17 protein-coding genes are annotated in these 25270 nt (G+C 41.5%); 12 read left to right on the top strand and 5 right to left on the bottom strand.

Features of this window, described 5'->3' with window-relative positions; genetic code table 11:
• Positions 1-8 precede the first annotated feature (8 nt).
• The 3 genes from D9K81_RS01720 to ppk1 all read left to right on the top strand — a co-directional run bounded on the left by D9K81_RS01720 (position 9) and on the right by ppk1 (position 7364).
• Positions 9-2411, top strand: a complete 2403-nt coding sequence (locus tag D9K81_RS01720) for a glucose/quinate/shikimate family membrane-bound PQQ-dependent dehydrogenase (RefSeq protein WP_120373943.1) — start codon at positions 9-11, stop codon at positions 2409-2411.
• A gap of 230 nt (positions 2412-2641) precedes the next feature.
• Entirely contained in the window at positions 2642-4750 is a 2109-nt protein-coding gene (locus D9K81_RS01725; RefSeq protein WP_120373942.1) for a TonB-dependent receptor family protein, read from the top strand.
• 532 nt (positions 4751-5282) lie between these two features.
• Positions 5283-7364, top strand: coding sequence for a polyphosphate kinase 1 (gene ppk1 / locus D9K81_RS01730; RefSeq protein ID WP_120373941.1), 2082 nt, complete (start codon positions 5283-5285; stop codon positions 7362-7364).
• A gap of 271 nt (positions 7365-7635) precedes the next feature.
• On the opposite strand, the gene D9K81_RS01735 is transcribed toward ppk1, so the two are convergent.
• The 4 genes from D9K81_RS01735 to D9K81_RS01740 all read right to left on the bottom strand — a co-directional run bounded on the left by D9K81_RS01735 (position 7636) and on the right by D9K81_RS01740 (position 12503).
• Positions 7636-8925: a ribonucleotide-diphosphate reductase subunit beta gene (locus D9K81_RS01735; protein ID WP_120373940.1), complete on the bottom strand. Its 1290-nt coding sequence runs from the start codon at positions 8923-8925 to the stop codon at positions 7636-7638.
• A 139-nt stretch (positions 8926-9064) separates the two neighbouring features.
• Positions 9065-9199, bottom strand: a complete 135-nt coding sequence (locus tag D9K81_RS18750; protein ID WP_265091321.1) for a hypothetical protein — start codon at positions 9197-9199, stop codon at positions 9065-9067.
• Between the two features lie 59 nt (positions 9200-9258).
• Positions 9259-9381 (bottom strand): hypothetical protein, encoded by a 123-nt coding sequence (locus D9K81_RS18755; protein WP_265091320.1) that lies wholly within the window; start codon positions 9379-9381, stop codon positions 9259-9261.
• Between the two features lie 290 nt (positions 9382-9671).
• Positions 9672-12503, bottom strand: coding sequence for a ribonucleoside-diphosphate reductase subunit alpha (locus D9K81_RS01740; RefSeq protein ID WP_120373939.1), 2832 nt, complete (start codon positions 12501-12503; stop codon positions 9672-9674).
• Between the two features lie 599 nt (positions 12504-13102).
• Between D9K81_RS01740 and bfmR the strand changes: the two genes are divergently transcribed.
• The gene (gene bfmR / locus D9K81_RS01745) at positions 13103-13819 is read left to right on the top strand and encodes a response regulator transcription factor BfmR (RefSeq protein WP_106985478.1); all 717 of its coding nucleotides are present in this window, start codon (positions 13103-13105) and stop codon (positions 13817-13819) included.
• 40 nt (positions 13820-13859) lie between these two features.
• Positions 13860-15518 (top strand): sensor histidine kinase BfmS, encoded by a 1659-nt coding sequence (bfmS, locus tag D9K81_RS01750; RefSeq protein ID WP_120373938.1) that lies wholly within the window; start codon positions 13860-13862, stop codon positions 15516-15518.
• A gap of 111 nt (positions 15519-15629) precedes the next feature.
• On the opposite strand, the gene D9K81_RS01755 is transcribed toward bfmS, so the two are convergent.
• Positions 15630-15986 carry a hypothetical protein gene (locus D9K81_RS01755; RefSeq protein WP_120373937.1) on the bottom strand — a complete coding sequence of 119 codons (357 nt, stop codon included), beginning with the start codon at positions 15984-15986 and terminating at the stop codon, positions 15630-15632.
• A gap of 612 nt (positions 15987-16598) precedes the next feature.
• Between D9K81_RS01755 and ndhC the strand changes: the two genes are divergently transcribed.
• The 7 genes from ndhC to nuoH all read left to right on the top strand — a co-directional run bounded on the left by ndhC (position 16599) and on the right by nuoH (position 25255).
• Positions 16599-17144 carry an NADH-quinone oxidoreductase subunit A gene (gene ndhC / locus D9K81_RS01760; RefSeq protein ID WP_120373936.1) on the top strand — a complete coding sequence of 182 codons (546 nt, stop codon included), beginning with the start codon at positions 16599-16601 and terminating at the stop codon, positions 17142-17144.
• Between the two features lie 6 nt (positions 17145-17150).
• A complete protein-coding gene (locus D9K81_RS01765) occupies positions 17151-17828 on the top strand; it encodes a NuoB/complex I 20 kDa subunit family protein (RefSeq protein ID WP_086212662.1) in 678 nt (225 codons plus the stop codon).
• An 87-nt stretch (positions 17829-17915) separates the two neighbouring features.
• Positions 17916-19703 carry an NADH-quinone oxidoreductase subunit C/D gene (gene nuoC / locus D9K81_RS01770; RefSeq protein ID WP_106985482.1) on the top strand — a complete coding sequence of 596 codons (1788 nt, stop codon included), beginning with the start codon at positions 17916-17918 and terminating at the stop codon, positions 19701-19703.
• A 13-nt stretch (positions 19704-19716) separates the two neighbouring features.
• On the top strand, positions 19717-20226 hold the full coding sequence (nuoE, locus tag D9K81_RS01775) for an NADH-quinone oxidoreductase subunit NuoE (RefSeq protein ID WP_106985483.1): 510 nt from the start codon (positions 19717-19719) through the stop codon (positions 20224-20226).
• Positions 20223-21554 carry an NADH-quinone oxidoreductase subunit NuoF gene (nuoF, locus tag D9K81_RS01780; protein ID WP_120373935.1) on the top strand — a complete coding sequence of 444 codons (1332 nt, stop codon included), beginning with the start codon at positions 20223-20225 and terminating at the stop codon, positions 21552-21554. Before nuoE ends, nuoF begins: the two co-directional genes overlap by 4 nt.
• A gap of 11 nt (positions 21555-21565) precedes the next feature.
• A complete protein-coding gene (nuoG, locus tag D9K81_RS01785; protein ID WP_120373934.1) occupies positions 21566-24244 on the top strand; it encodes an NADH-quinone oxidoreductase subunit NuoG in 2679 nt (892 codons plus the stop codon).
• Between the two features lie 3 nt (positions 24245-24247).
• On the top strand, positions 24248-25255 hold the full coding sequence (nuoH, locus tag D9K81_RS01790) for an NADH-quinone oxidoreductase subunit NuoH (protein ID WP_120373933.1): 1008 nt from the start codon (positions 24248-24250) through the stop codon (positions 25253-25255).
• Positions 25256-25270: the final 15 nt, after the last annotated feature.

Below are 25270 nucleotides of genomic sequence, written 5' to 3' on the forward strand. Positions count from 1 at the left end.
TGTTCAACATGAATACTTCGACATCAGGTTCAGTGCTTAAAACGATTTTAGCAGTAGTTGCTGCCATCTTCGGTTTAGGCCTACTGATTGGAGGGATTTATCTTGCAGTACTTGGTGGGTCTTGGTACTACATCATTGCTGGTATTCTCTTCATTTCAACTGCAGTACTATTACAAAAGCTAAAAAGTTCTGCACTTATTGTCTATGCCGTACTGGTACTTGGTACAGTCGTGTGGGGGCTTTGGGAAGTTGGTTCTGACTTCTTCGCACTTGCTCCTCGTCTAGATATTTTAGGTGTCTTTGGTTTACTGCTCCTTATTCCAGCAGTAACCCGCGGTTTTGATGCATCGAAAACCGCAAAAATGGTGCTAGGTGGTTCTTTGGTTATTACGATTTTAGTAATGATCTACTCTGTTTTTAATGACCCGCAAGAAATCCGCGGTGAGTTGAAAACTCAGCAACCTGCACAGCATGCTTCAATTCCCGGTGTGGCTGATGAAGATTGGCCTGCTTATGGCCGTACTCAATCAGGCTTACGTTATTCACCTTTAAAACAAATTAATTCAGATAACGTAAAAGACCTTAAGGTGGCATGGACATATCGTACAGGTGAAAGTAAAACAGAAAATGACTCAGGTGAAACAACAAACCAAGTCACTCCAATTAAAGTTGGAAACAACGTTTACTTATGTACAACTCACCAACGTTTAATTTCTCTTGATCCATCTACTGGTAAAGAAAAATGGATTTATGATCCAAAGCTTAAAGCAGATAACACATATCAACATTTAACTTGTCGTGGTGTATCTTACTATGATGTCAATAATACGGTTGGTTTTGAAGCAAGCTTAGCTGCTAAAAAAACAACGTCCACTGAATGTCCTCAAAAAGTAATCTTGCCTGTAAATGATGGTCGTATTGTGGCTGTTAATGCTAAAACAGGTAAGGCTTGTAGTGACTTTGGTAACAACGGTGAAGTGGACTTGCAAAAAGATATGCCGTTCCCTTATCCAGGCGGTTATGTTCCAACTTCTCCACCTGTAGTTACAGGTACTACGATTATTATTGGTGGTTCAACTACAGATAACTTCTCTACAGAAGAGCCTTCTGGTGTAATCCGTGGCTACGATGTAAATACTGGTGAATTGCTTTGGGTATTTGATACAGGTGCGGAAGATCCAAATGCGATTCCTGCACCAGGTCAAAAATTTGTGCATAACTCACCAAATGCGTGGGCACCTCTAGCGTATGACGCTAAATTGGACATCGTGTATGTACCAACAGGTGTGGGTACTCCTGATATCTTCGGTGGTCATCGTACTGAGTTAGATGAGCGTTATGCAAACTCTATGCTTGCCTTGAATGCAACGACTGGTAAATTGATTTGGAACTTCCAAACAACGCATCATGACTTGTGGGATATGGACGTACCATCGCAACCATCATTGGCGGATATTAAAGACAAAGATGGCAATACTGTTCCAGCAATCTATGTATTGACCAAAACTGGTAATGCCTTTGTACTTGACCGTCGTAATGGTAAAGCGATTGTACCAATTACAGAAAAACCTGTGCCGCAAACAGTCAAACTCGGTCCGCAAACCAAAGGTGAATGGTATTCTAAAACACAGCCATTCTCTGATTTCAACTTGGCACCTAAAGACAAATTGACTGACAAACAAATGTGGGGTGCCACTATGTTTGACCAATTGGTATGTCGTGTTGCGTTCCATAAATTGAACTACGATGGCATTTATACACCACCATCTGAAAATGGTACTTTGGTTTTCCCTGGTAACTTAGGTGTGTTCGAATGGGGCGGTATGTCAGTAAACCCTGATCGTCAAATTGCTGTGACTAATCCAATTGGATTGCCATTTGTAACTAAATTGATCCCTCAAGATCCGAACCGTAAACAAACTGCCAAAGGTGCAGGTACAGAAGCGGGTGTTCAACCGATGTATGGCGTGCCTTACGGTGTTGAAATTAGCGCATTCTTATCTCCATTTGGTTTGCCATGTAAACAGCCTTCTTGGGGCTTCGTTGCGGGTGTCGATTTAAATACGCACGAAACTGTTTGGAAACGCCGTATTGGTACGATTCGCGACAGTATGCCGGGTATTCCATTACCACCATTTAAAATGGGTGTACCAATGTTGGGTGGTTCTATCTCAACTGCGGGTAATGTGATGTTTGTGGGTGCAACTCAAGACGATTACATTCGTGCCATTAATGTAACCAATGGTGATGAGCTTTGGAAAGGTCGTTTACCTGCGGGTGGTCAAGCAACACCAATGACTTATGAAAGCAACGGTAAACAATACGTTGTGATTATGGCGGGTGGTCATGGTTCATTTGGTACCAAAATGGGTGACTCGATTGTGGCTTACGCACTTCCTGATAAAAAATAATTGAGTATTCAGCTTAATTAAAAAAAGCCTGATTCGTCAGGCTTTTTTTATCTAGCTTTCTAAAGATGATTTAAAGCGATAGATGCATAAAAGTGATGTTGATTTGTTGTTTAAAAGCTACTTCACGCAATATGACATTAGAATGTTCAGAAAATACAGATTTAAAAAATAGATAATGTGCTCATGTCGCACAATTTTATTGAGTGACTTAAATATAAGGTTTGTCATTTATGTATGATCAACAAAATTTTCCTTTTTTAAAGACTACGTTATCTTTATTCATTGCATGTATAGCACACAGTGCTTATGCAATAGATGACACAAGCAAAGTTCAAAAATTAGATACCATTGTCATAGAAGCCACTCGAACTGATCGCGATGTCATGGCGACGCCTGCATCTGCATATTACATCCAGCAAGAGCCGCAAAAAGGCATGAATGTAAACCTATCAGAAGCATTAAAAGGTGTGCCAGGTTTACAACTTAACAACCGTGAAAACTACGCGCAGGATTTACAAATTTCGATGCGTGGATTTGGCGCTCGTTCGAGTTTTGGTGTACGCGGTGTGCGTTTATATGTTGATGGTATTCCTGCAACCATGCCAGATGGGCAAGGTCAAACTTCAAATATTGATTTAAATAGTCTAGATCATATCGAGGTTTTAGGCGGGGGACTATCTTCACTATATGGCAACTCATCGGGAGGGACAATTTTGACCACTACCCGCGAAGGGCAAGGTGATGATTCCATTACTTTGGGTTATGCGGGAGGGAGTGAAAATAAAGGTCAAGCCAGTCTTGTGTTACAAGGCGGTGCGAAGAATGCCAATGAACCCAGCTATATATTAAGTTCATCTTATTTTGATACTGACGGTTTTCGCGATCATAGTGGCGCCAATAAAGTTTTGAGTAATGCAAAACTGACATGGAATTTAGACGACGGTTCTAAAATTAATTGGATTAATAATTACGTTAAAATTGACGCAGATGATCCCGGCGGTTTAACACGAGAACAATGGAAAGCAAATCCGAAACAAGTTGCGGGCAACGTATCACTTTATAATGCTCGTAAAGAAATTGAGCAACTACAAACAGGCTTAACGTGGAATAAGCCGCTCAATGATCAGCACGAAATTTATGCCATGGCTTATGCGGGTCAGCGTTCTGTGACGCAATATCAGTCGATTCCGCAAACAGCGCAGGGCGGTGCCAATCACGCTGGTGGTGTGATTGATTTTGACCGTAATTTTTATGGCACAGATGTACGCTGGACAGGCAAAGAGCTTTTACCTAATTTAAAACTTATTGCAGGTGTTGCAATAGATGCCATGACTGAAGAACGCCGTGGCTATGAAAACTTTGCTGGGAGCGTGTTGGGTGTAAAAGGTAATTTACGCCGTAATGAAGATAATACCTTGTGGAATATTGACCCTTATGCACAAGCATCTTATGCCATAAATGATGTTGTGAATGTAGATGCAGGTTTGCGTTATAGCAATGTGCATTTTAAAACAGAAGATCATTTTTTAACAAATGGCGATAATTCGGGTAAAACTGATTATCAAAAATTGTTGCCGTCACTGGCATTGAGCTGGCAGATTGTACCTGAACTGATGGCTTATGCGAGTTATGCCCAAGGTTTTGAAACGCCGACCTTTACAGAAATGGCTTATCCAGCAGTCACAGCGAATACACCTTTTAGTTTAAAAGCAGCCGAAAGTGAAACCTATGAACTGGGTTTAAAATCTGATAATGTACTTGGACAATTCACCGCTGCAGCCTTTTACACACTGACTAAAGACGACATTGTGCCTCTTAAAAATGAAGGTGGTAAGGCAACTTTCCGAAATGCAGATCAAACCCTCAGACAGGGTATTGAATTGTCGTGGCAAAAAGATTTATGGCGTGATTTGAGCGCGCAAGCCAGCTATAGCTATATAGATGCAACCTTTGATAAAGACACGGTAGATATTGCAGGCATTAGCCCAATTCCAAATGGTAACTATATTCCGGGTATCGCCAAAAATCAGGCATTTTTAGCTTTGGGATGGAAACCTGAAAATGGTTTGCGTGCAGGTGTGGATGTACGTTATAGCGATAAAATATATGTAGATGATTCGAACTCGGATACAGCACCAAGTTATGTGGTTGCTGCTGCAAATATTGGCTACAAATGGACAGTCAAGGATTGGGCATTTAATACCTTTGCCCGTGTAGATAATTTATTTGATAAGGATTATTCAGGGTCAGTCATTGTAAATGAAAGCAATAAGCGCTTTTTTGAGCCTGCAGAAGGGCGAAATTGGAGTGCAGGCTTGAGTGTAACGAAGGAATTTTAAATAGCTTTTGAATAAAAAATCTCGTTAATTGAGCGGGATTTTTTTATTTGTTAACTGTCGTCGGATGCGGATTATTTCCATAGCTATTAGCATGAGTGGAGTTGAGGATAAAAAAGTAAACCGAATAACTTCAAATCAAGTAAAAGCAATCAAAATTGCTAAAAACCAACGATTAGATACGAATATACTTGGTCGTAATGGTCAAACTACTTGATAGTAATAGGTATTTGCTACACATCAAGTGTCATCTTGCTAAAATCAATATTATTTCAATTGCTTATTCATCTTAATCACATATAACGAGCAAATTGAGTAGTAGCCACAAAGTTGTAATTTTAGATTTTTACAACTTGTTTAGTCGTATTATAGGTCTTTGGTATAGTGAAAATTTAAATATAAAGGCTAAAAAATATTTATATACAAATATTTAATTTTAACGCAGAGTTTAAATAACAACCTTGCTGTAACTTTTCTGTCACAATTGATTTCTAATATGGATGTCACTGGCTTGCTTTAAAAATGACTCATTATCATGTCTAACCAAATAAAAAATACGCACAACTCTAAAACTTATATAAATCGCGAGCTTTCTTTATTAGAATTTCATAAGCGTGTGTTGGCTCAAGCAAATGATAGTGATCATCCGCTATTGGAAAGGCTTAACTTTTTAAAAATTTTTTCTAGTAATTTAGATGAGTTTTTTGAGATCCGTGTAGCTGGCTTAATGAAACAGCTTGATCTTAAGCTGGATACCACAGCACCTGACAGCATTCCCAATGAATTAATTTTGCAAGAAATTTCAAATAAAGCCCATCAAGCAGTTGAAGAGCAATACAAAATACTGAATCAAATTTTATTGCCCGAACTACAAAATTATGGGATTCGTTTTATTCAATTTAATGACATCTTAGAGAGACATAAAGATTGGATTAAAGAGTATTTCTTTAAGCAAATTCAGCCAGTTGTTACACCAATTAGTCTAGATCCTGCTCATCCATTTCCACGTTTGGTCAATAAAAGCCTGAACTTTATTGTATCGATTGAAGGAAAAGATGCCTTTGGTAGACATATCGATTTGGCGATTGTTCCTGCGCCACGTTCGCTACCACGTGTGGTGCGTTTACCTGACGAATTGTGCCCGGCTGGTGAGCAACATTACATATTGCTCTCGGCTATCATTCAACATTATGTCAATGATTTATTCCCTGGTATGACGGCAACAGGTTTCTATCAGTTCCGAGTAACACGAAATGCTGATTTAACCTTGGCAGCGGATGTCGATGATTTGGCAATTGCTCTAAAGGATGAGCTTTCATCGCGCCGCTTTGGTCGTGCAGTAAGATTGGAAATTGATCATAACTGCCCTGAAAATTTGAATCACTATTTGCTTGAGCAGTTTAATCTAACTCAGCAAGAGTTATATCGCGTTAGGGGTCCTGTTAATCTCACACGTTTCCCAAGTAATTTCGATATTGATGTATTACGCTTTAAGCCATTTCATCCGATTATTCCAAAAGTATTGCGTCATCAAAACCAAATTTTTGATGTTTTAAAGAATGAAGATGTACTTTTGCATCATCCTTTTGATTCTTTCCAACCTGTCATTAGTTTACTGCGTGAAGCGGCGAAGGATCCCAATGTTTTAGCCATTAAACAGACCTTATATCGTAGTGGCCCTGATTCTGAAATTGTCCAAGCATTGGTTGAAGCGGCTCGTAATGGTAAGGAAGTTACCGCGATCATTGAGCTTCGTGCACGTTTTGATGAAGAGTCTAATATTATTGTGGCCAACCTTTTACAAGAAGCTGGTGCGGTTGTCGTCTATGGTATTGTGGGTTATAAAACCCATGCCAAAATGATTCTCATTGTGCGACGTGAAGGTGAGAATCTACGTCGTTATGTGCATTTAGGTACAGGGAACTATCATGCTGGTAATGCCAAAATGTATACAGATTATGGCCTACTGACCACAGATAATGATATTGCGGAAGATGTGCATAAAATTTTCCAAGAACTGACTGGCATGGGGCGTATGGCAAAATTAAAAAAACTATTCCATGCGCCATTCACCTTGCATGACCAACTCCTGAATTATATTGAGCAAGAAACTCAGTTTGCTCTTTTGGGTCAAACCGCGCGGATTATTATTAAGGTGAATGCCTTAACAGAGCCACAACTCATTTCAGCTTTATATAGAGCCTCTCAAGCAGGTGTTAAAGTGGATTTGATTATTCGCTCAATTTGCTGCTTACGACCACAGGTTGAAGGTCTGTCTGAAAATATTACGGTCCGCTCGATCGTTGGACGCTATTTAGAGCACACTCGAGTTTATTATTTCCATCATAATGGAGAAGAAAAGCTATATTGTGCCAGCGCAGATTGGATGGGGCGAAATTTATTTTCACGTGTAGAAAGCTGTTTTCCAATTGAGAATAAAAAAATTAAAAAGCGAATTATTCAAGATGGCTTGCTCAACTATTTACAGGATAATACGCGTGCATGGGAATTGAGAGCCAATGATCAATGGGTTCTGATTCAGCCGAAAGAAAATGAAGAACGATTTATTGCACAACAATATTTGGTAGATCAGAGAGTAACGAAAATTAAATTATGAACGGTATTATCTTTTTTAAGATTATATTTGCTTGAAAAGTAAGGTAAATAATATTTAGCTATTTTCAATAGCATGGTTCATTCTTTTTATTACAAAGTTTTTTCCAAACTTAATTTTCGGATGATTTTGAGTTAATTCATTTTTATTAATGTTTTTATAGAGGAATTTGATTTCCTAAAGAATAATTGTTTTAGTGCTGTATATTTAAAAAAACCGCCAATAATGGCGGTTTTTTTTAACAACTGATTTGTCATTTTAGTGGGTAAAATATTTACCAGCTCAGTGCGCCACCAGTTTGATAGTCAGTTACGCGAGTTTCGAAGAAGTTCTTCTCTTTACGTAAGTCCATCATTTCTGACATCCACTGGAATGGGTTATTCACACCAGCAAATTGCTCAGGCAAGCCAAGCTGACTTAAACGACGGTTACAAATGAATTTCAAATATTCTTCCATCATGCTGGCATTCATACCCAATACGCCACGTGGCATCGTGTCACGTGCATATTCTATTTCAAGCATTGTGCCTTCAAGAATCATTTGAACCACTTCTTCTTGGAATTCAGCAGTCCAAAGGTGAGGGTTCTCAATCTTGATTTGGTTAATCATGTCGATACCAAAGTTCAAGTGCATAGATTCATCACGTAAAATGTATTGGAATTGCTCAGCAACACCGTTCATTTTGTTACGACGACCCATAGACAAAATTTGGCTGAAACCACAGTAGAAGAAGATACCTTCAAGTACACAGTAGAATGCGATCAAGTTGCGAAGCAAGATTTGGTCAGTTTCAGCTGTACCTGTTTGGAAAGTAGGGTCACTTAACTGTTGAGTATATTTTAAGCCCCACGCTGCTTTACGTGCTACAGAAGGAACTTCGCGGTACATGTTGAAGACTTCGCCTTCATCCATACCCAAAGATTCGATACAGTATTGGTAAGCATGTGTGTGAATCGCTTCTTCAAACGATTGACGTAAAATGTACTGACGGCATTCAGGGTTGGTAATGTGACGGTAAATTGCCAATACCAAGTTATTTGCAACCAATGAATCCGCAGTCGAGAAGAAACCAAGTGAACGCATTACAATCGTACGCTCATCTTCAGTTAAGCCATTTTCAGACTTCCATAACGCGATATCCGCAGTCATGTTTACTTCTTGAGGCATCCAGTGGTTTGCACAACCGTCTAGATATTTTTGCCAAGCCCATTCGTATTTGAATGGCACAAGCTGGTTCAAGTCAGCACGACAGTTAATCATCGCTTTGTCGTCAACTTGTACACGTTGCGCACCCATTTCCAACTCTTCTAAGCCTGGTGCGACATCTAAATTACTTAGGGCAGCAGATGCTCTTTCCAAGGAATTGGTTGAATGTGCTGTTGCTCCTCGGGTTGAAGAGGTTCCAGCGGATTGTGCAGTTGCCAAATTCGTCTGTGGTTGCTGTGCATGAGATACCACTTGCGAATCAGCCGCTTTTTGCGGTTCGACGGGCGCAGGCTGCTGTGCTGGTGCAGCTTGTTTCGGTTCATCATCTTCGAAATCGTCCCAACTTAGGATAGACATATCAATTCTCTCTTCGTTGCTTATATCTTTTATGAAGACATCTCACATACGAAGATGTCCTACTATACGCTTAATTTGTGTAAGCAAAATTAAGTTTTGCCGATTGTTGTTCTAAAACCATTCGTTAGAACAAATATCCTCACGACTTATTTTGATTACGCTGTTGTGCGCGAATCTTGACCCATGCATAGGTCAGGGGTACATAAAAACAAACAATAAAGGACACTACCAAGGCAATAAGCCCTAACTGATAGTTATGAGTCATGTGTGGCATGGTGGTGTCCTTTTGTTTATATTGCTGATTCTTAGATGAGACTAAGAATCAAATTAAAATCATTTTTTAGATGATTTAACTGACTTCACAGTTTCAACAACAGTAGTTTTTGGATGCTTTTTAGCATATTCCAAAGTTACATATTGACCTGTGATAGCACTACGAGCAGCTTTATTAGCCATGACTCAGTACCTCATTAATACAAAATCAAGATGACTCGTACTGGCTCGCTTCTTGAATCGGTGATACAATTCGTTCACGCATTTTCCGATGCCAGCCTCTTTGTGACCATCTTGGTATCACATCGAGATTAAAAGCCTTCTACGAGTTTTGATCGGCCTGTAGAGGGCTTTTTTATTGCTTAAATTTTTTAATCCCCCCTAAATCCCCCTTTTGCAAAGGGGGACTAACATCCCGTCATTTGCTTCGAGGAATCTCCCGCCTTTTAAAAAGGAGGGTCGGGGAGGATTACTTATTGACAAGCCTCACAATCAGGATTGTCAATTGAACATGCTTGTGGCACTGGTGCTGCATTGGCAAAACCATCTTCCTCAGCAGGAACTTCTGGTTTTGTTTCAGGCGCTGTTACTGTTGCAACAGGAGCTGCTACAGTTGCAGGTTTCACTGCATTTAATGCGCCAGTATTAATGGTAGATTTCTCAGCAGAAGTCGCACCCAATGCACGGAGGTAATAAGTTGTCTTAAGACCACGTAACCATGCCATTTTGTAAGTCATGTCGAGTTTCTTACCGTTTGCACCAGCGATGTAAAGGTTAAGAGACTGTGCTTGATCAATCCATTTTTGACGGCGTGATGCAGCATCAACAATCCAACGTGGCTCAACTTCAAACGCAGTCGCGAAGATCGCTTTAAGCTCTTCAGGAATACGAGAAATCTTTTGAACAGAACCTTCAAAATGTTTCAGGTCGTTCACCATTACAGAATCCCAAAGACCACGGTCTTTCAACGCACGTACTAGGTACGGGTTGATTACAGTGAATTCACCAGAAAGGTTAGATTTCACATATAAGTTTTGGAATGTTGGCTCGATTGATTGTGAAACGCCACAAATGTTCGAAATGGTTGCAGTTGGTGCAATCGCCATGACGTTTGAGTTGCGCATACCATCTTTTTGAACTTTAGTACGTAAAGTATCCCAGTCCAAACGAGTCGTACGATCTACTTCAAACATACGGTCAGGACGTGATTTCGCAACAAGGTCAAGCGAGTCAATTGGTAAAATACCTTGATCCCATAATGAACCTTTAAATGTTTCATACGTACCACGTTCAACAGCAAGATCGCTTGATGTTGCAATTGCGTAGTAAGAAATCACTTCCATTGATTCGTCAGCAAACTCAACAGCAGCTTCTGAACCATAGGCCAATTTCATTTCGTAAAGTGCATCTTGGAAGCCCATGATGCCCATACCTACTGGACGGTGTTTCAAGTTTGAATTACGTGCTTGAGGAACAGCGTAGTAGTTGATGTCAATCACATTGTCTAACATGCGAACTGCAGTTTTTACTGTGCGCGCAAGTTTTTCACGGTCTAACACACCACCTTGAACGTGTTGTACAAGGTTAATCGAACCTAAGTTACATACCGCAATTTCGTCTTTGCTTGTGTTCAGCGTGATTTCTGTACATAAGTTAGAAGAGTGAACTACACCAACGTGTTGTTGTGGTGAACGTAAGTTACATACATCTTTGAATGTGATCCAAGGATGACCAGTTTCAAACAACATAGACAGCATTTTGCGCCACAAATCTTTTGCACGGATTTTCTTGTGCAACATATTTGTTTCTTTCGCAATGCCTTCATAGTATGCATAGCGTTCAGCAAATTCAGCGCCTGTTAAGTCATGCAAATCAGGTGTTTCAGATGGCGTGAACAGTGTCCACTCAGCATCTTCAAATACACGTTGCATAAATAGGTCAGGAACCCAGTTTGCAGTGTTCATGTCATGCGTACGACGACGGTCATCACCTGTGTTCTTACGAAGCTCTAGGAATTCTTCAATGTCCAAGTGCCAAGTTTCAAGGTATGCACATACGGCACCTTTACGTTTACCACCTTGGTTTACCGCAACAGCAGTATCGTTGGCAACTTTAAGGAACGGTACAACACCTTGTGATTTACCGTTTGTACCTTTGATGTATGAGTTAAGCGCACGAACTGGTGTCCAGTCGTTACCTAAACCGCCTGCCCATTTAGACAACATTGCGTTATCACGCATTGCGCCATAAATGTCGTACAGGTCATCATCAATAGTTGTTAAGTAGCAACTAGATAACTGTGGACGAAGCGTACCTGAGTTAAATAGGGTAGGCGTAGATGCCATATAGTCGAAGCTAGACAATAGGTCATAGAATTCGATCGCACGTTCTTCACGGTTTGCTTCATTGAGTGAAAGACCCATAGAAACACGCATGAAGAATAGCTGTGGTAATTCGAAACGTACGCCGTCTGAATGGATGAAGTAACGGTCAAATAAAGTTTGTAGACCTAAATAGGTAAATTGGTTTGAGCGCTCTGGCTTGATTGCTGCTGCCAATTTTGCGAGGTCAAAATTAAGAAGTTCAGGAGAAAGTAAATCAAGCTCGATACCTTTCTTTAAGAAAGTTTCAAGTGCTTCACCTTCAGCAGTTTCTACATCTAAACCTAAAAACTCTAAACCAGTTGCAACAAGCTCATTACGCAATAAGCGCGCAGTCACGTATGTATAGTTTGGTTCTTGTTCAATACGTGTACGTGTCGCCATCATCATCGTTGTCGAGATGTCTGACTCTTTTACGCCGTTGTATAGGTTTTTAATTGTTTCTTCAACGATCGCTTTAACATCAATGCCTTCTAAGCCTTCAGCGGCTTTTACAACATTGGCTTCTAAAGCGCTCAAATCTAAAGGTTGAAGCTGGCCATTCGCACCTGTGATTTGTAGTGTAGGGTGATGATGCGCAGCTGTCGATTTACGAGCTTCCGCACGTTGATCACGGTAAATGACGTATGCGCGTGCAACTTTTTGCTCGCCAGTACGCATTAGCGCAAGTTCAACTTGGTCTTGGATTTCTTCAATGTGGATCGTGCCACCAGAAGGCAAACGGCGATTGAACGTATTTAATACCATCTCGGTAAGTTGAGAAATACGGTCGTGGATACGGCTAGAGTCAGTACTTTGTTGACCCTCAACAGCCAAGAACGCTTTCCCAATTGCTACAGAAATTTTTTCTGCATCAAAAGCAGCCACATCTCCGGTGCGTTTGATCACCTGAATTTGGCCTGGGGTTGAAGTAATTACGCTCATGTCAGCATAGCTCCATTATCATCTATTGTTATGTTCATGGCCGTTTGAACTGGGCAAAAAATATGCCACAGTGTTTGAGGAATAAACACAAGACTTAGTGGTTTAAAAGTGAATTGGACACAAGATACGGGAAAAATTTGGGTAGATCAATATTGACATTTACCTAAATGTTTCGATCAGTTTTGGCTTAATGCGGTCGAAAAAAAATCCCTTTTTTTTATGATTCTTGTATATGCCTTATTAGACAAGGCACTAGCATAACAAAGCTGAGATTAAGTGCTTATAGATAACCTTGTGGATAAGTAAAAATGCACGAAAACTTATTTGAACACAGAGTCATCAGATGTATAAAAATGTTGCAAATCGATATTCATTTCATCGCTTAATTTTTAAATAAGCTGTAGAGATTAGTGGGGCTTTAAAGAAAAAAGATAAGGAATTCAAAGTCTCTATAAGTTTTAATCAAAAGTAGCATTGATGTATCAGTTTGGTGAACGACCCCTTGTTTACAATGTAAACGTGTGTATATTGCAAATTATATTGAGCGGTATCTATTGGATTTCAAAAGGATACCTAAGCACTACTATAAGGGGCCCCACATGAGCCAAGAAGAAAAGTTACCAAAAATTTTAATTGTTGAAGATGACGAGCGTCTTGCACGTTTAACGCAAGAATATTTAATCCGTAATGGATTGGAAGTCGGGGTGGAGCCAGACGGTAATCGTGCGATTCGTCGTATCATTGCTGAACAACCAGATCTTGTGGTGCTTGATGTTATGCTTCCAGGTGCTGATGGTTTAACCATTTGCCGTGAAGTACGCCCGCATTATCATCAACCTATCTTAATGTTGACTGCACGTACTGAAGATATGGACCAAGTATTGGGTCTAGAAATGGGTGCAGATGACTACGTGGCAAAACCTGTACAACCACGTGTATTGCTTGCACGTATTCGCGCATTGTTACGTCGTACAGATAAAGCGCCAGAAGAAGAAGTGGCACAGCGCATTGAATTTGATGATCTTGTGATTGACAACGGTGGTCGTTCGGTGACTTTAAACAATGAACTTGTTGATTTTACCAGTGCGGAATATGACCTTTTATGGTTGTTGGCATCAAATGCAGGGCGTATCTTGTCGCGTGAAGATATCTTTGAGCGTCTACGTGGTATTGAATACGATGGTCAAGATCGTTCAATCGACGTACGTATTTCTCGTATTCGTCCAAAAATTGGTGATGATCCAGAAAATCCAAAACGAATTAAAACGGTTCGTAGTAAAGGTTATCTTTTTGTTAAAGAAACTAACGGCATTTAAGCGATGCCGTCTCGCCAGTTTGAGCTGTAGGACACCCTAAGTGTTAAAACATAGTATCTTTTTGCGCATATACACAGGTTTAGTCATACTTGTGGTGCTGGTGGCGCTGTTCAGTTATTTACTGGTACAGATCATTAATTATCAGCGTGCGCAAGAATATCGCGAGACTTTAACGGATGGCATGGCATATATCATCAGTGAAGGGGTAGCGCGTCAGAATAATCCACAACAAAAAATGGATTGGATTTCAGACGCATCCGCTTTGCTGGAATTGCCTATTTATTATGTGAAAGCCGAAAAAGTTGATTTAACTCGTGCAGAAGCCAAGCGCTTAGAAAAGCGTAAAGCTGTTGTACGTTGGGATGCTCAGACAACTGTGGCTTATATTATTATGGGCTTGCAGGATGATCCTGAACACTTGCTGTATATTAAGGCAGACAAAATTACAGAACGGCAAATGAAAGCATTGCCGGTATTTGTGCTGGATTATTTGGTCTACTATCCTGGGCAAGAGAAGAAGTATTTAGAAAAAATTCAGCATTATTTTTCTTATCCAATTGAAATTCAAAATGTGCAAGATTTGCCTCTAGATTCAGAGCAAATTGGGCGCCTTCGTTTAGATCACAGTATTATTTTGTATCGTGACAGTGCTTCTGTGCGTGGTACAACCATCTCTATTGTTTCTCCTATTCCAAGTTCAACCTCTGAAGTCTTGGTGATGGGGCCTGTGCCATTATTTAATTGGATGCCTTTCCAATTGGCGGCGGGTATTACCTTATTAAGCTTATTTGTATTAAGCCTTGGGGTATATGGCTTGTTGGTGCCTATGCAACGCAAGCTACGTGCGGTTAATTTTGCCTTAAATAAAATGAAAACAGGCGATATGACAGTGCGTTTACCTGTAGATAGTGCAGATGAAATGGGTTCCTTGGCATCTAGCTATAACAATATGTCTGATCATATTGAGCGCTTGATTGAAGCACAGCGTGAGTTGATGCGCGCAGTTTCACATGAGCTGCGTACGCCAGTTGCTCGTATTCGCTTTGCCATGGAAATGTTGGCCGATGAAGATGACTATGAGTACCGCTTACAGCAGGTCGAAATGATTGATAAAGATATTGAGGCACTCAATACCTTAATTGATGAAATCATGACCTATGCAAAACTAGAACAAGGCATGCCTTCTTTAGAATTTGAAAAGGTCCCATTGTTTGAGCTACTCGATCAGGTGGTGATAGAAACAGAAGCCTTAAAAACTGGAAAAATACTTGAGCTACAAGCACCACCATTGCACGTAGAAGTGGATGCAGAGCGACGCTATTTGCATCGTGTAGTGCAAAACTTGATGGGCAATGCTGTGCGGTATTGTGATCACCGTGTGGTGGTGAGCGGTGGTTTAGATGGTTTTGGTAACGCATACGTATGTGTAGAAGATGATGGTCCGGGTATTCCAGAAGAGGAGCGTACCCGTATTTTTGAAGCCTTTGCACGTTTGGATGATAGTCGTACTCGTGCTTCGGGTGGATATGGTTTAGGTCTTTCCATTGTGAGTCGTATTGCTTACTGGTTTGGCGGTCAAGTCACCATAGATGAGAGCCCACGTTTGGGTGGCGCACGCTTTACGATGACATGGCCTGCGAACCGATTTAAGCGTACAAAGCCTGTTGAGCGAAGTGGTGGAGACGGTACCGAGTCATAATGACTCAAACCGATTTGCTTAAAGCTTAGAGTTTTAAAATTTTGATCTTCTTAAAAAGCCATTCTTTCAAGAATGGCTTTTTTATGGGGCTTTATTTAGAAGCGTTAGTTTTTATTCATAGACTGTTGCATCGGGTGGAATAATCGTTTTGCCATTTTTGAGGCTATCTAATGCACTGCTGTTAAAGTCGATGAGTAATGAATTGTTTTGAGTATCAATAGAATAACGACTAATCAGCTTTTCATCACCGTTGAGTGTTTCTACTTTATATTCATCAGCAATATTTAAAATACCATCGAGATTGGTGGTTGCAGAAGCTTTGTCTTGGCGGAACAATTCATAGATATCACGCAAATCAAAAATCGCATTATTCGCATCGGGGTGCTTTTCAATATAATTTTCAATATGGCGAACAATAAGCTGGGCAAACATAAAATAGTTAGGTTTATGCGTAAATTCTAAAGTCATTTTTTGCTCCATCAGGTTGTATTTGAGTTGTTTTCAATAGGAATAGCATAAATTTTTTTAAAAGCAGATAGCTGGTTCGAATTTGTTGCAAAAAAATACAAATGCGGATGTTTGAAAGGGAATGATATTGTGAAAAGCATCGGCTTATAAGTTGTAATTTGGCCTTGGAATTAATGGAAAAATAAATGGAATCACAAGTAATTTAGGGTTGGAGTTGTGGTTTTGAATTGAATGAATTATCGCATTGTGAAAATATAATTAAAAAAATAATTAATTATTTGTTTTAAATTTTTTCTTAGATCGTAGCTTGATATTTTAATGAATTATTGATATTTCAGCCATGCTGAAAAGCCAGAATGATGAAAATTTATAAAAATAATCATCACTTGGAAAAATATTTATGTAAGCGCTAATTGGGGTGTAAATACGGCCAGACCTTAGTTTAAAGCTAAAAATGTCCAAAAAATCATCCAAAAGACTAAGGCTTATGAACTAGCAAGTGAAATCAGAAATCAGGTACAATTGGCGGGATTAATTTTGTGTTTGGTGTATTTGAAGGCCAATACATACATTCTTTGTTAATAAATTAGGCCTGCCAGGAGTTATCCCCGCATGAGTGCCATTACTCCATACGAATGGGCAATCATTGCCTTCGTGATCGGCGTTACGTTTCTATGCGCCTTTATGCTCACTGTCCCGTTACTCCTAGGGGGTAAATCGTGGGGCCGTGCTAAGCAAGAGCAGTTTGAGTCAGGTGTTGTTGGTGCAGGCGGTGCTCGTATCCGCTTGTCTGCAAAATTCTATTTAGTGGCTATTTTCTTTGTCGTTTTCGATTTAGAAGCACTCTATCTTTATGCATGGGCTGTATCAGTGCGTGAAGTGGGCTGGATTGGTTTTGCAGCTGCTGCCGTATTTATTTTAGTTTTACTCGTTGGTTTGATTTACGAATTCTCTACTGGTGCGCTGAATTGGTCACCATCAGACAAACGTAAAGCAGCAGGGATTAAACCTAAAATTGGTTCGCCAACGATGGACCTTGCTGAAATTACCCGCTTTAACTCAATTGAAGAATTGGTTATTGACCCTACTGGTCAAATTCCAGCTCAATCTTCTGGCCGTGTGAAAAAATCAGCGGCTGCGTCATCTGATAAGGAGTAAGACGGGATGAAATATACATTAACCCGTGCGAATCCGGATGCTGATCAATATCCACTTCAAGAGCGTCAAATCGTTACAGATCCGCTTGAAGAAGAAGTGAATAAAAATGTATTCATGACTCGTTTAGAGGACTTGATGCATACAGCAGTAAACTGGGGTCGTAAGAACTCAGTTTGGCCGTTTAACTTTGGTACATCATGCTGCTACGTAGAGTATGCAACGACCTTAACAGGCGTGCATGACTTGTCACGTTTTGGTGCCGAAGTAATTCGTGCTTCACCGCGTCAGGCCGATGTGATGATTGTTGCTGGTACATGTTTCATGAAAATGGCCCCTGTAATTCAACGTTTGTATGAACAAATGCTTGAGCCTAAATGGGTGATTTCTATGGGTGCATGTGCAAACTCAGGTGGTATGTACGACATCTATTCAGTTGTACAAGGTGTGGATAAAATTATTCCTGTGGATGTGTACATTCCGGGTTGCCCACCACGTCCTGAAGCGTTAATTCAAGCATTAATGTTATTGCAAGACCAAATTCAACTCGAGCGTCGCCCATTGTCTGCGGTAATTGGTGATGATCTTAAGCCAGTGTATAAGCCAAAGATGCAGCCAGAACGTGATCGCAAACAAGCACAGCGTATTGCTGTGAAAAACCTGCGCTCGATGGATGAAATTAAATAATTTAAACGACATCTGTTTGATGCACCCTATATGGGTGTAATTGTCGTTTAGGTTGACTGAATTTGTATTAAATAGGAAGCCAAGCTAATGGCTGAAACTGAAATTGCTATGCCAGAATCAACGCCTGTTGATTCACGCCCAGCATTTGCAATTGTAGAAGAGCTCAAAGCCAAATTTGGTGAGAACTTCTATGTGCAAACGACTTTCGAAGACTTTCCAACAGTCTGGGTTGAGCGCGCACGTGTACAAGACGTATTAATGTTCTTGCGTACAGTGTCACGCCCTTACGTGATGCTGTTTGACTTGTCTGCGGTAGATGAACGTTTACGTACGCACCGCGACGGTTTACCTGCGTCTGATTTCACTGTGTTCTATCACTTGTTATCGCTAGAGCGTAACAGTGACATTCGTATTAAAGTTGCGTTAAGCGAATCGGATCTAAATATCCAAACCGCAACCAACATTTGGCCGAATGCGAACTGGTATGAACGTGAAGCCTACGACATGTTTGGTATCAATTTCGAAGGGCACCCAATGCTCCGTCGTATTTTGTTGCCAACCTACTGGGAAGGTCATCCACTTCGTAAAGAATATTCTGCGCGTGCAACTGAATATACACCGTATATGCAGAACCAAGCGAAGCAAGATTTCGAGCAAGAACACCTACGTTTTGTACCTGAAGATTGGGGTCTAAAACGCGGTAATGCTGACGAAGACTTCATGTTCTTGAACTTGGGTCCTAACCATCCATCTGCGCATGGTGCATTCCGTGTGATTTTGCAGTTAGACGGTGAAGAAGTTAAAGACTGCGTACCAGACATCGGCTACCACCACCGCGGTGTAGAGAAGATGGCTGAGCGTCAAACTTGGCACTCATTTATTCCGTATACAGACCGTGTTGACTACTTAGGTGGTTGTGCACAAAACATGCCTTATGTGATGGGTGTGGAGCAAATGGCGGGTATTACTGTACCTGACCGTGCGCAATGTATCCGTGTCATGATGTCTGAATTGTTCCGTATTAATAACCACTTATTGTTTATTGGTACTGCAATTCAGGATGCCGGCGGTATGACTCCTGTATTCTATATGTTCGCCGATCGTCAAAAAATCTATGACGCAATCGAAGCGATTACAGGCTACCGTATGCACCCAGCATGGTTCCGTATTGGCGGTACTGCGCATGACTTACCAAATGGTTGGGATAAACTTATCCGTGAAATCTTGGATTGGATGCCTGGTCGTTTGAAAGAGTACTACACCGCTGCGCTGAAAAACTCAGTATTCATCGGTCGTACCCGTAACGTTGCTCAGTATGATGCAAAATCTGCATTGGCATGGGGCGTAACAGGTACAGGTTTACGTGCTACAGGTATCGATTTTGACGTACGTAAGTACCGTCCATACAGTGGCTATGAAAACTACGACTTCGATGTTCCACTTGAGTATGAAGGCGATGCGTATGCACGTGTTCTTGTTCACTTCCGTGAAATCGAAGAATCACTGAAAATCATCAAACAATGCTTAGACAACATGCCTTCTGGTGCGTATAAAGCAGACCATCCACTGGCTGTTCCACCACCGAAAGATAAGACATTACAAGATATTGAGACACTGATTACGCACTTCTTGAGCGTATCTTGGGGTCCTGTAATGCCTGCTGGTGAAGCATCTGTGATGGCAGAAGTGGTGAAAGGTGCGTCGAATTACTACATCACGTCTGATAAGTCGACGATGAGTTACCGTACACGTATTCGTACACCAACCTTCACGCATTTACAGCAAATGCCTTCTGTGATTAACGGCAGTCTTGTATCTGACTTAATCATTTATTTAGCGACAATTGACGTCGTAATGGCTGACGTGGATCGCTAAGGGGTAACGCATTATGATGATTTTGACTGATAAAAAGCCACGTGTGAATGTTGAAGGGATTTTGACTGCGGACGAAATTCACGATATTCAACACCACATTGAGCATTATCCGTACCCGCGCGCAGCATGTTTGGATGCATTAAAATGCGTTCAACGTCGTAATGGCTGGGTAGATGATGCGCAAATGAATGCGATTGCTCAATTGCTGAGCATGACACTTGCTGACCTTGAAGGTGTAGCAACATTCTATAACCGTATTTACCGTCAACCTGTTGGCCGTCACGTAATTTTATTATGTGATTCAATTGCGTGTTTCTTGATGGGTGCAGAAACTTTAGCGGAAGCTTTTCAACGTGAATTGGGTATTCAGTTCGGTCAAACGACTGCTGATGGCCGTTTTACTTTGCTTCCAATCTGCTGCTTAGGAAACTGTGACAAGGGTCCAACGTTGATGATTGATGAAGATACTCACGGACTAGTTGAAGTGACATCAATTAAACAGTTATTGGAGAAGTATGTATGAATACTGAACCAAAACCAATTTATGGCGACGGTAACCCAGAAACTCATCCGCTAACTTGGCGTTTGAGTAAGCAAGCGAACGTTCGTGCTGCAGACGAATACGAAGCACTTGAAGGCTATGCAGGCTTCAAGAAAGCTTTAGGTATGCAACCGAAAGAAGTGCTTGACGTGATTAAAGCTGCGACCGTAAAAGGCCGTGGTGGTGCGGGTTTCCCAGCAGGTATTAAATGGTCGCTTATGGCACCAAATGATAACTCAGGTCCTCGTTACCTCATCTGTAACGCCGATGAAATGGAACCAGGTACGTTTAAAGACCGTTTGTTGATGGAAGATCTTCCTCACCAATTGATCGAAGGGATGTTGATTGCGGGTTATACGCTTGAAGCAACTCACGGTTATATCTTTATTCGTGGCGAGTATATTGAAGCTGCGAAATACCTAAATGAAGCATTAGAGCAGATTCGTGCCAAAGGTTACTTGGGTGAAAACATCCTAGGTACAGGCTGGAGCTTTGATCTACATGTGCATACAGGTGCGGGCCGTTATATCTGTGGTGAAGAAACTGCATTGATTAACTCGCTTGAAGGCCGTCGTGCCAACCCACGTACTAAGCCACCATTCCCGCAAGTTGCTGGTGCTTGGGGTCGTCCTACGATCGTAAACAACGTAGAGACCTACAACAACTTACCTGCAATTATGCTTCGTGGCCCTGAATGGTATGTTGGTTTATCTCAAGGTAAATCAAAAGATCCAGGCACAAAAATTTATGGTGCTTCAGGTAAAGTGAAATTCCCTGGTTTATGGGAACTTCCATTTGGTACAACTGCACGTGAAGTGATCGAAGATCATGCGGGTGGTATGCGTGATGGCTTAACGCTTAAAGCATGGTTACCAGGTGGTGCATCTACTGACTTCTTGGCTGCTGAACACATCGATCTACCGATGGATGCAGAAAACATCATGAAGGCTGGTTCACGCTTGGGTACATGTTTGCTCATGGTGGTTGACCAAACTCAATGTATGGTTTCAGCGACACGTAACCTCGAAGAATTCTTTGCACGTGAGTCATGTGGTTTCTGTACGCCTTGCCGTGATGGTTTACCTTGGGCGGTTAAAGCGCTTAAAGCATTGGAAGATGGCACAGGTAAGAAAGAAGATATTGACCATTTACAAGAGCTTACGCGTAAGCTTTGGATTGGTAAAACTTTCTGTGCTCACGCTCCAGGTGCGATGGAACCATTAATGGGCGCACTCAAACATTTCCGTGGCGAATTTGAAGCAAAAGTAGTGAATGCTGCTGCTCAAGTTAGCAACGTAGAACAAGCTTAAGGAATTCGACTATGGCTACAATTCATGTCGATGGAAAATCGTATGAAGTCAACGGCTCGGAAAACTTGCTACAAGCATGTTTGAGTCTTGGTATTGACATCCCATACTTTTGTTGGCACCCATCCTTAGGTTCTGTCGGTTCTTGCCGTCAATGTGCTGTGACTCAATATGCGAACCCGGAAGATACCCGTGGTCGTTTAGTGATGTCTTGCATGACGCCTGCATCTGACAATACCTACATCTCAGTTGAAGATAAAGAAGCAAAAGATTTCCGTGCTTCTATTGTTGAATTCTTGATGACGAACCACCCACACGACTGTCCAGTGTGTGAAGAAGGTGGTCACTGTCATTTACAAGATATGACTGTGATGACGCAACACGATCGTCGTCGCTATCGTTTCACAAAACGTACGCATTACAACCAAGAGCTAGGCTCATTCATTTCACATGAAATGAACCGTTGTATCGCATGCTACCGTTGTGTTCGTTACTACAAAGATTATGCGGGTGGTACAGACTTTGGTGTGTATGCCAATGCGTCACGTGTTTACTTCGGTCGTCCAGAATCAGGTACTTTAGAGTCTGAATTCTCTGGTAACTTGACTGAAGTTTGTCCAACAGGCGTATTTACAGATAAAACTCACTCAGAACGCTATAACCGTAAATGGGACATGCAGTATGCGCCAAGCGTATGCCAAGGCTGTTCTTCTGGTTGTAACATCTCTCCGGGTGAACGTTATGGCGAATTACGTCGCGTAGAAAACCGTTTTAACGGTGAAGTTAACCAATACTTCCTATGTGACAAAGGCCGTTTTGGTACAGGTTATGTGAACCGTGCTGATCGTCCACGTCAACCGCAGTTCCGTAATGGTTCAAATGTAGAAACTGTATCTGTAGATACAGCACTTGATACTGTAATTGCTAAAGTTCAAGGCAAAAAAGTATTGGGTATTGGCTCTCCACGTGCATCACTTGAATCAAACTTCGCGCTTCGCGAATTGGTTGGTCAAGACAACTACTCAACTGGTATGTCTCAAAAAGAGCAAAGCCTTGTTGAATTAGCCGCTTCTATTATGCAAACCGAGGGTGTTTACAACCCAGGTATGCGTGAAATTGAAAGCTATGATGCTGTGTTAATTTTGGGTGAAGATCTTACTCAAACTGCGCCTCGTATGGCTTTATCTGTTCGCCAAGCTGCGAAAAATAAAGGCAAAGAGATGGCTGCAGAGCGCCGTACGCAAGACTGGTTGGCGGAACCTGTACAACGTATTGCTCAAGATGCTAAATCTCCAATTTACATTCTTGCTGCAACACAAACACGTTTGTCTGATATTGCTGAAGGCGAAGTGGTTGCATCTCCAAATGACATCGCGCGTTTAGGCTTTGCAGTTGCGGCTGCTGTAAAAGGCGAAACAGTTTCTGGTCTTGCTGATGATGCGAAAGCATTTGCGCAAACCATTGCTGATACCTTAAAAGCAGCGAAAAAACCACTGATCATCTCAGGTACAAGCTTACAAGACGCATCAATCATGGAAGCGGCTGCACAAGTTGCACAAAACCTTGGTCATGCAGGTCTAACATTGACTGTTCCAGAAGTGAACTCAATGGGCTTAGCGATCTTTGGTGGCCAAAGCCTAGAGCAAGCATTTGCACAAGACTTTGATACTGTGGTTGTGGTGGAAAATGACCTTTACCGTCGTTTACCAGCTGCACAAGTTGATGCTGCTCTTGCTGGCAAAGAAGTGATCGTGCTTGACCACTCAGAAACTGCCACTGTTGCGAAAGCAAATATCGTACTTTCTGCAGCAAGCTTTGCTGAAGGTGACGGTACTGTTGTTTCTCAAGAAGGCCGTGCACAACGTTTCTACCAAGTGTATGACCCAAGCTACTACAAACCAGAGCTTGCGATTAAAGAATCTTGGCGCTGGTTACATGCCATTGAAACTGGTGTGAAAGGTAAAGCGATTTCTTGGACATTACTTGATGATGTAATCGAGTCAGTTGCGAAAAACGTACCTGCACTTGAAGCAATTCAAGATGTTGCACCAGATGCGGGCTTCCGTGTACATGGTCTTAAAGTTGCACGTGAACCACGTCGTTACTCTGGTCGTACAGCAATGCGCGCACCACTTTCGATTCATGAGCCTAAACAGCCTACAGACCAAGATTCTGCATTAACATTCTCTATGGAAGGTTATGTAGGTAATCAAACACCATCACCATTGGTGCCGTTTGCATGGTCTGCAGGTTGGAACTCACCACAAGCTTGGAATAAATTCCAAGACAACGTGGGTGGTCACTTGAAAGGTGGTGATTCAGGCGTTCGTTTATTCGATCGTTTAGCGAAACGTCCAGCACGTACTTTCGTTGCACCAGCAACGGTTGTTGCAAATGCCGAAAGCTTCCGCCTAGTGCCAATGCATCACATTTTTGCATCTGGCGAATTTACAGTGAAAACACCTGCGATGGAAACACGTATTCCTGAAGCGGTATTTGCTGTAGGTGAACAAGATGCGACTCGCTTAAATGTTCAAGACGGTCAAACAATTACAGTGAAAGCTGGCGAAACAGAAATTGTATTGCCAGTACAAGTAATTGAATATTTACCGACAGGTTATATTGGTTACCCAATTGGTCTAGCACCAACGGTTTCTCTTGCTGAGCCTGTTTCAGTCGCGGTAGGAGTGTAATTCATGGAACAAGAATTAATACGTCAAACGCCACTTTGGGCTGAGAATTGGCCGATTGCCTACTCTGTAGTTCAAGCGATTGTGATCTTGCTTGTAGTGGTACTTGTTGCAGCCTTGATGTCGTTCATTGAACGACGTCTTTTGGCGCTTTGGCAAGACCGTTACGGTCCGAACCGTGTTGGTCCGGGGGGGATGTTCCAGATTGTTGCCGACATGCTTAAAATCATGTTTAAGGAAGACTGGACACCAAAATTTGCTGACAAACTGACGTTCCGTTTAGCACCAGCAGTGGCAATGGCAACTGCAGTGCTTTCGTTCATGGTTATTCCTGTTTCACCTACTTTAGGTGTTGCAGACATGAGCATTGGCCTTTTGTTCTTTATGGCAATGGCTGGTATTGCGGTATACGCAGTATTATTTGGTGGTTGGTCTTCTAACAACAAATATGCATTACTTGGCGGTTTACGTTCTGCTGCTCAAACCATTTCTTATGAAGTGTTCTTGGGTATCTCGTTGATGGGTGTAGTGGCAATTGCTGGTTCATTCAATATGCGTGAAATTGTTGAAGCGCAAAAAGATGTTTGGTTTGTTGTTCCTCAATTCTTAGGTTTCTTAATCTTTGTGGTAGCGGGTGTTGCGGTAACTCACCGTCATCCATTTGACCAACCAGAAGCAGAACAAGAATTGGCGGAAGGTTACCACGTCGAATATGGCGGTATGAAATGGGGTATGTTCTTCGTTGCGGAATACGTAAACGTCGTACTGATCTCTGCTTTAATCGTAACTTTATTCTTCGGTGGTTGGTTAGCGCCATTCAACCTTGAAATTCCGTATGTTCCAGCAGCATTCTGGTTCATTATCAAAACAGCATTCTTTGTAATGATGTTTGTTTTAGCGCGTGGCTCTTTAATGCGTCCTCGTTATGACCAAGTAATGAACTTTGGCTGGAAAATTTGCTTGCCATTAGCGTTAGTTAACTTGCTAGTTACTGCCGCAGTTGTGTTGTGGTAAGGGCAGGGAGAACAA

This window comes from Acinetobacter chengduensis, assembly GCF_003664645.1.
Lineage (GTDB): Bacteria > Pseudomonadota > Gammaproteobacteria > Pseudomonadales > Moraxellaceae > Acinetobacter > Acinetobacter chengduensis.

Bases quoted from the DNA above. Each gene is read 5' to 3' on its own strand.
- D9K81_RS01720 (WP_120373943.1), top strand. From the start codon at position 9: ATGAATACTTCGACATCAGGTTCAGTGCTTAAAACGATTTTAGCAGTA.
- D9K81_RS01725 (WP_120373942.1), top strand. From the start codon at position 2,642: ATGTATGATCAACAAAATTTTCCTTTTTTAAAGACTACGTTATCTTTA.
- ppk1 (WP_120373941.1), top strand. From the start codon at position 5,283: ATGTCTAACCAAATAAAAAATACGCACAACTCTAAAACTTATATAAAT.
- D9K81_RS01735 (WP_120373940.1), bottom strand. From the start codon at position 8,925: ATGTCTATCCTAAGTTGGGACGATTTCGAAGATGATGAACCGAAACAA.
- D9K81_RS18750 (WP_265091321.1), bottom strand. From the start codon at position 9,199: ATGCCACACATGACTCATAACTATCAGTTAGGGCTTATTGCCTTGGTA.
- D9K81_RS18755 (WP_265091320.1), bottom strand. From the start codon at position 9,381: ATGGCTAATAAAGCTGCTCGTAGTGCTATCACAGGTCAATATGTAACT.
- D9K81_RS01740 (WP_120373939.1), bottom strand. From the start codon at position 12,503: ATGAGCGTAATTACTTCAACCCCAGGCCAAATTCAGGTGATCAAACGC.
- bfmR (WP_106985478.1), top strand. From the start codon at position 13,103: ATGAGCCAAGAAGAAAAGTTACCAAAAATTTTAATTGTTGAAGATGAC.
- D9K81_RS01755 (WP_120373937.1), bottom strand. From the start codon at position 15,986: ATGACTTTAGAATTTACGCATAAACCTAACTATTTTATGTTTGCCCAG.
- ndhC (WP_120373936.1), top strand. From the start codon at position 16,599: ATGAGTGCCATTACTCCATACGAATGGGCAATCATTGCCTTCGTGATC.
- D9K81_RS01765 (WP_086212662.1), top strand. From the start codon at position 17,151: ATGAAATATACATTAACCCGTGCGAATCCGGATGCTGATCAATATCCA.
- nuoC (WP_106985482.1), top strand. From the start codon at position 17,916: ATGGCTGAAACTGAAATTGCTATGCCAGAATCAACGCCTGTTGATTCA.
- nuoE (WP_106985483.1), top strand. From the start codon at position 19,717: ATGATGATTTTGACTGATAAAAAGCCACGTGTGAATGTTGAAGGGATT.
- nuoF (WP_120373935.1), top strand. From the start codon at position 20,223: ATGAATACTGAACCAAAACCAATTTATGGCGACGGTAACCCAGAAACT.
- nuoG (WP_120373934.1), top strand. From the start codon at position 21,566: ATGGCTACAATTCATGTCGATGGAAAATCGTATGAAGTCAACGGCTCG.
- nuoH (WP_120373933.1), top strand. From the start codon at position 24,248: ATGGAACAAGAATTAATACGTCAAACGCCACTTTGGGCTGAGAATTGG.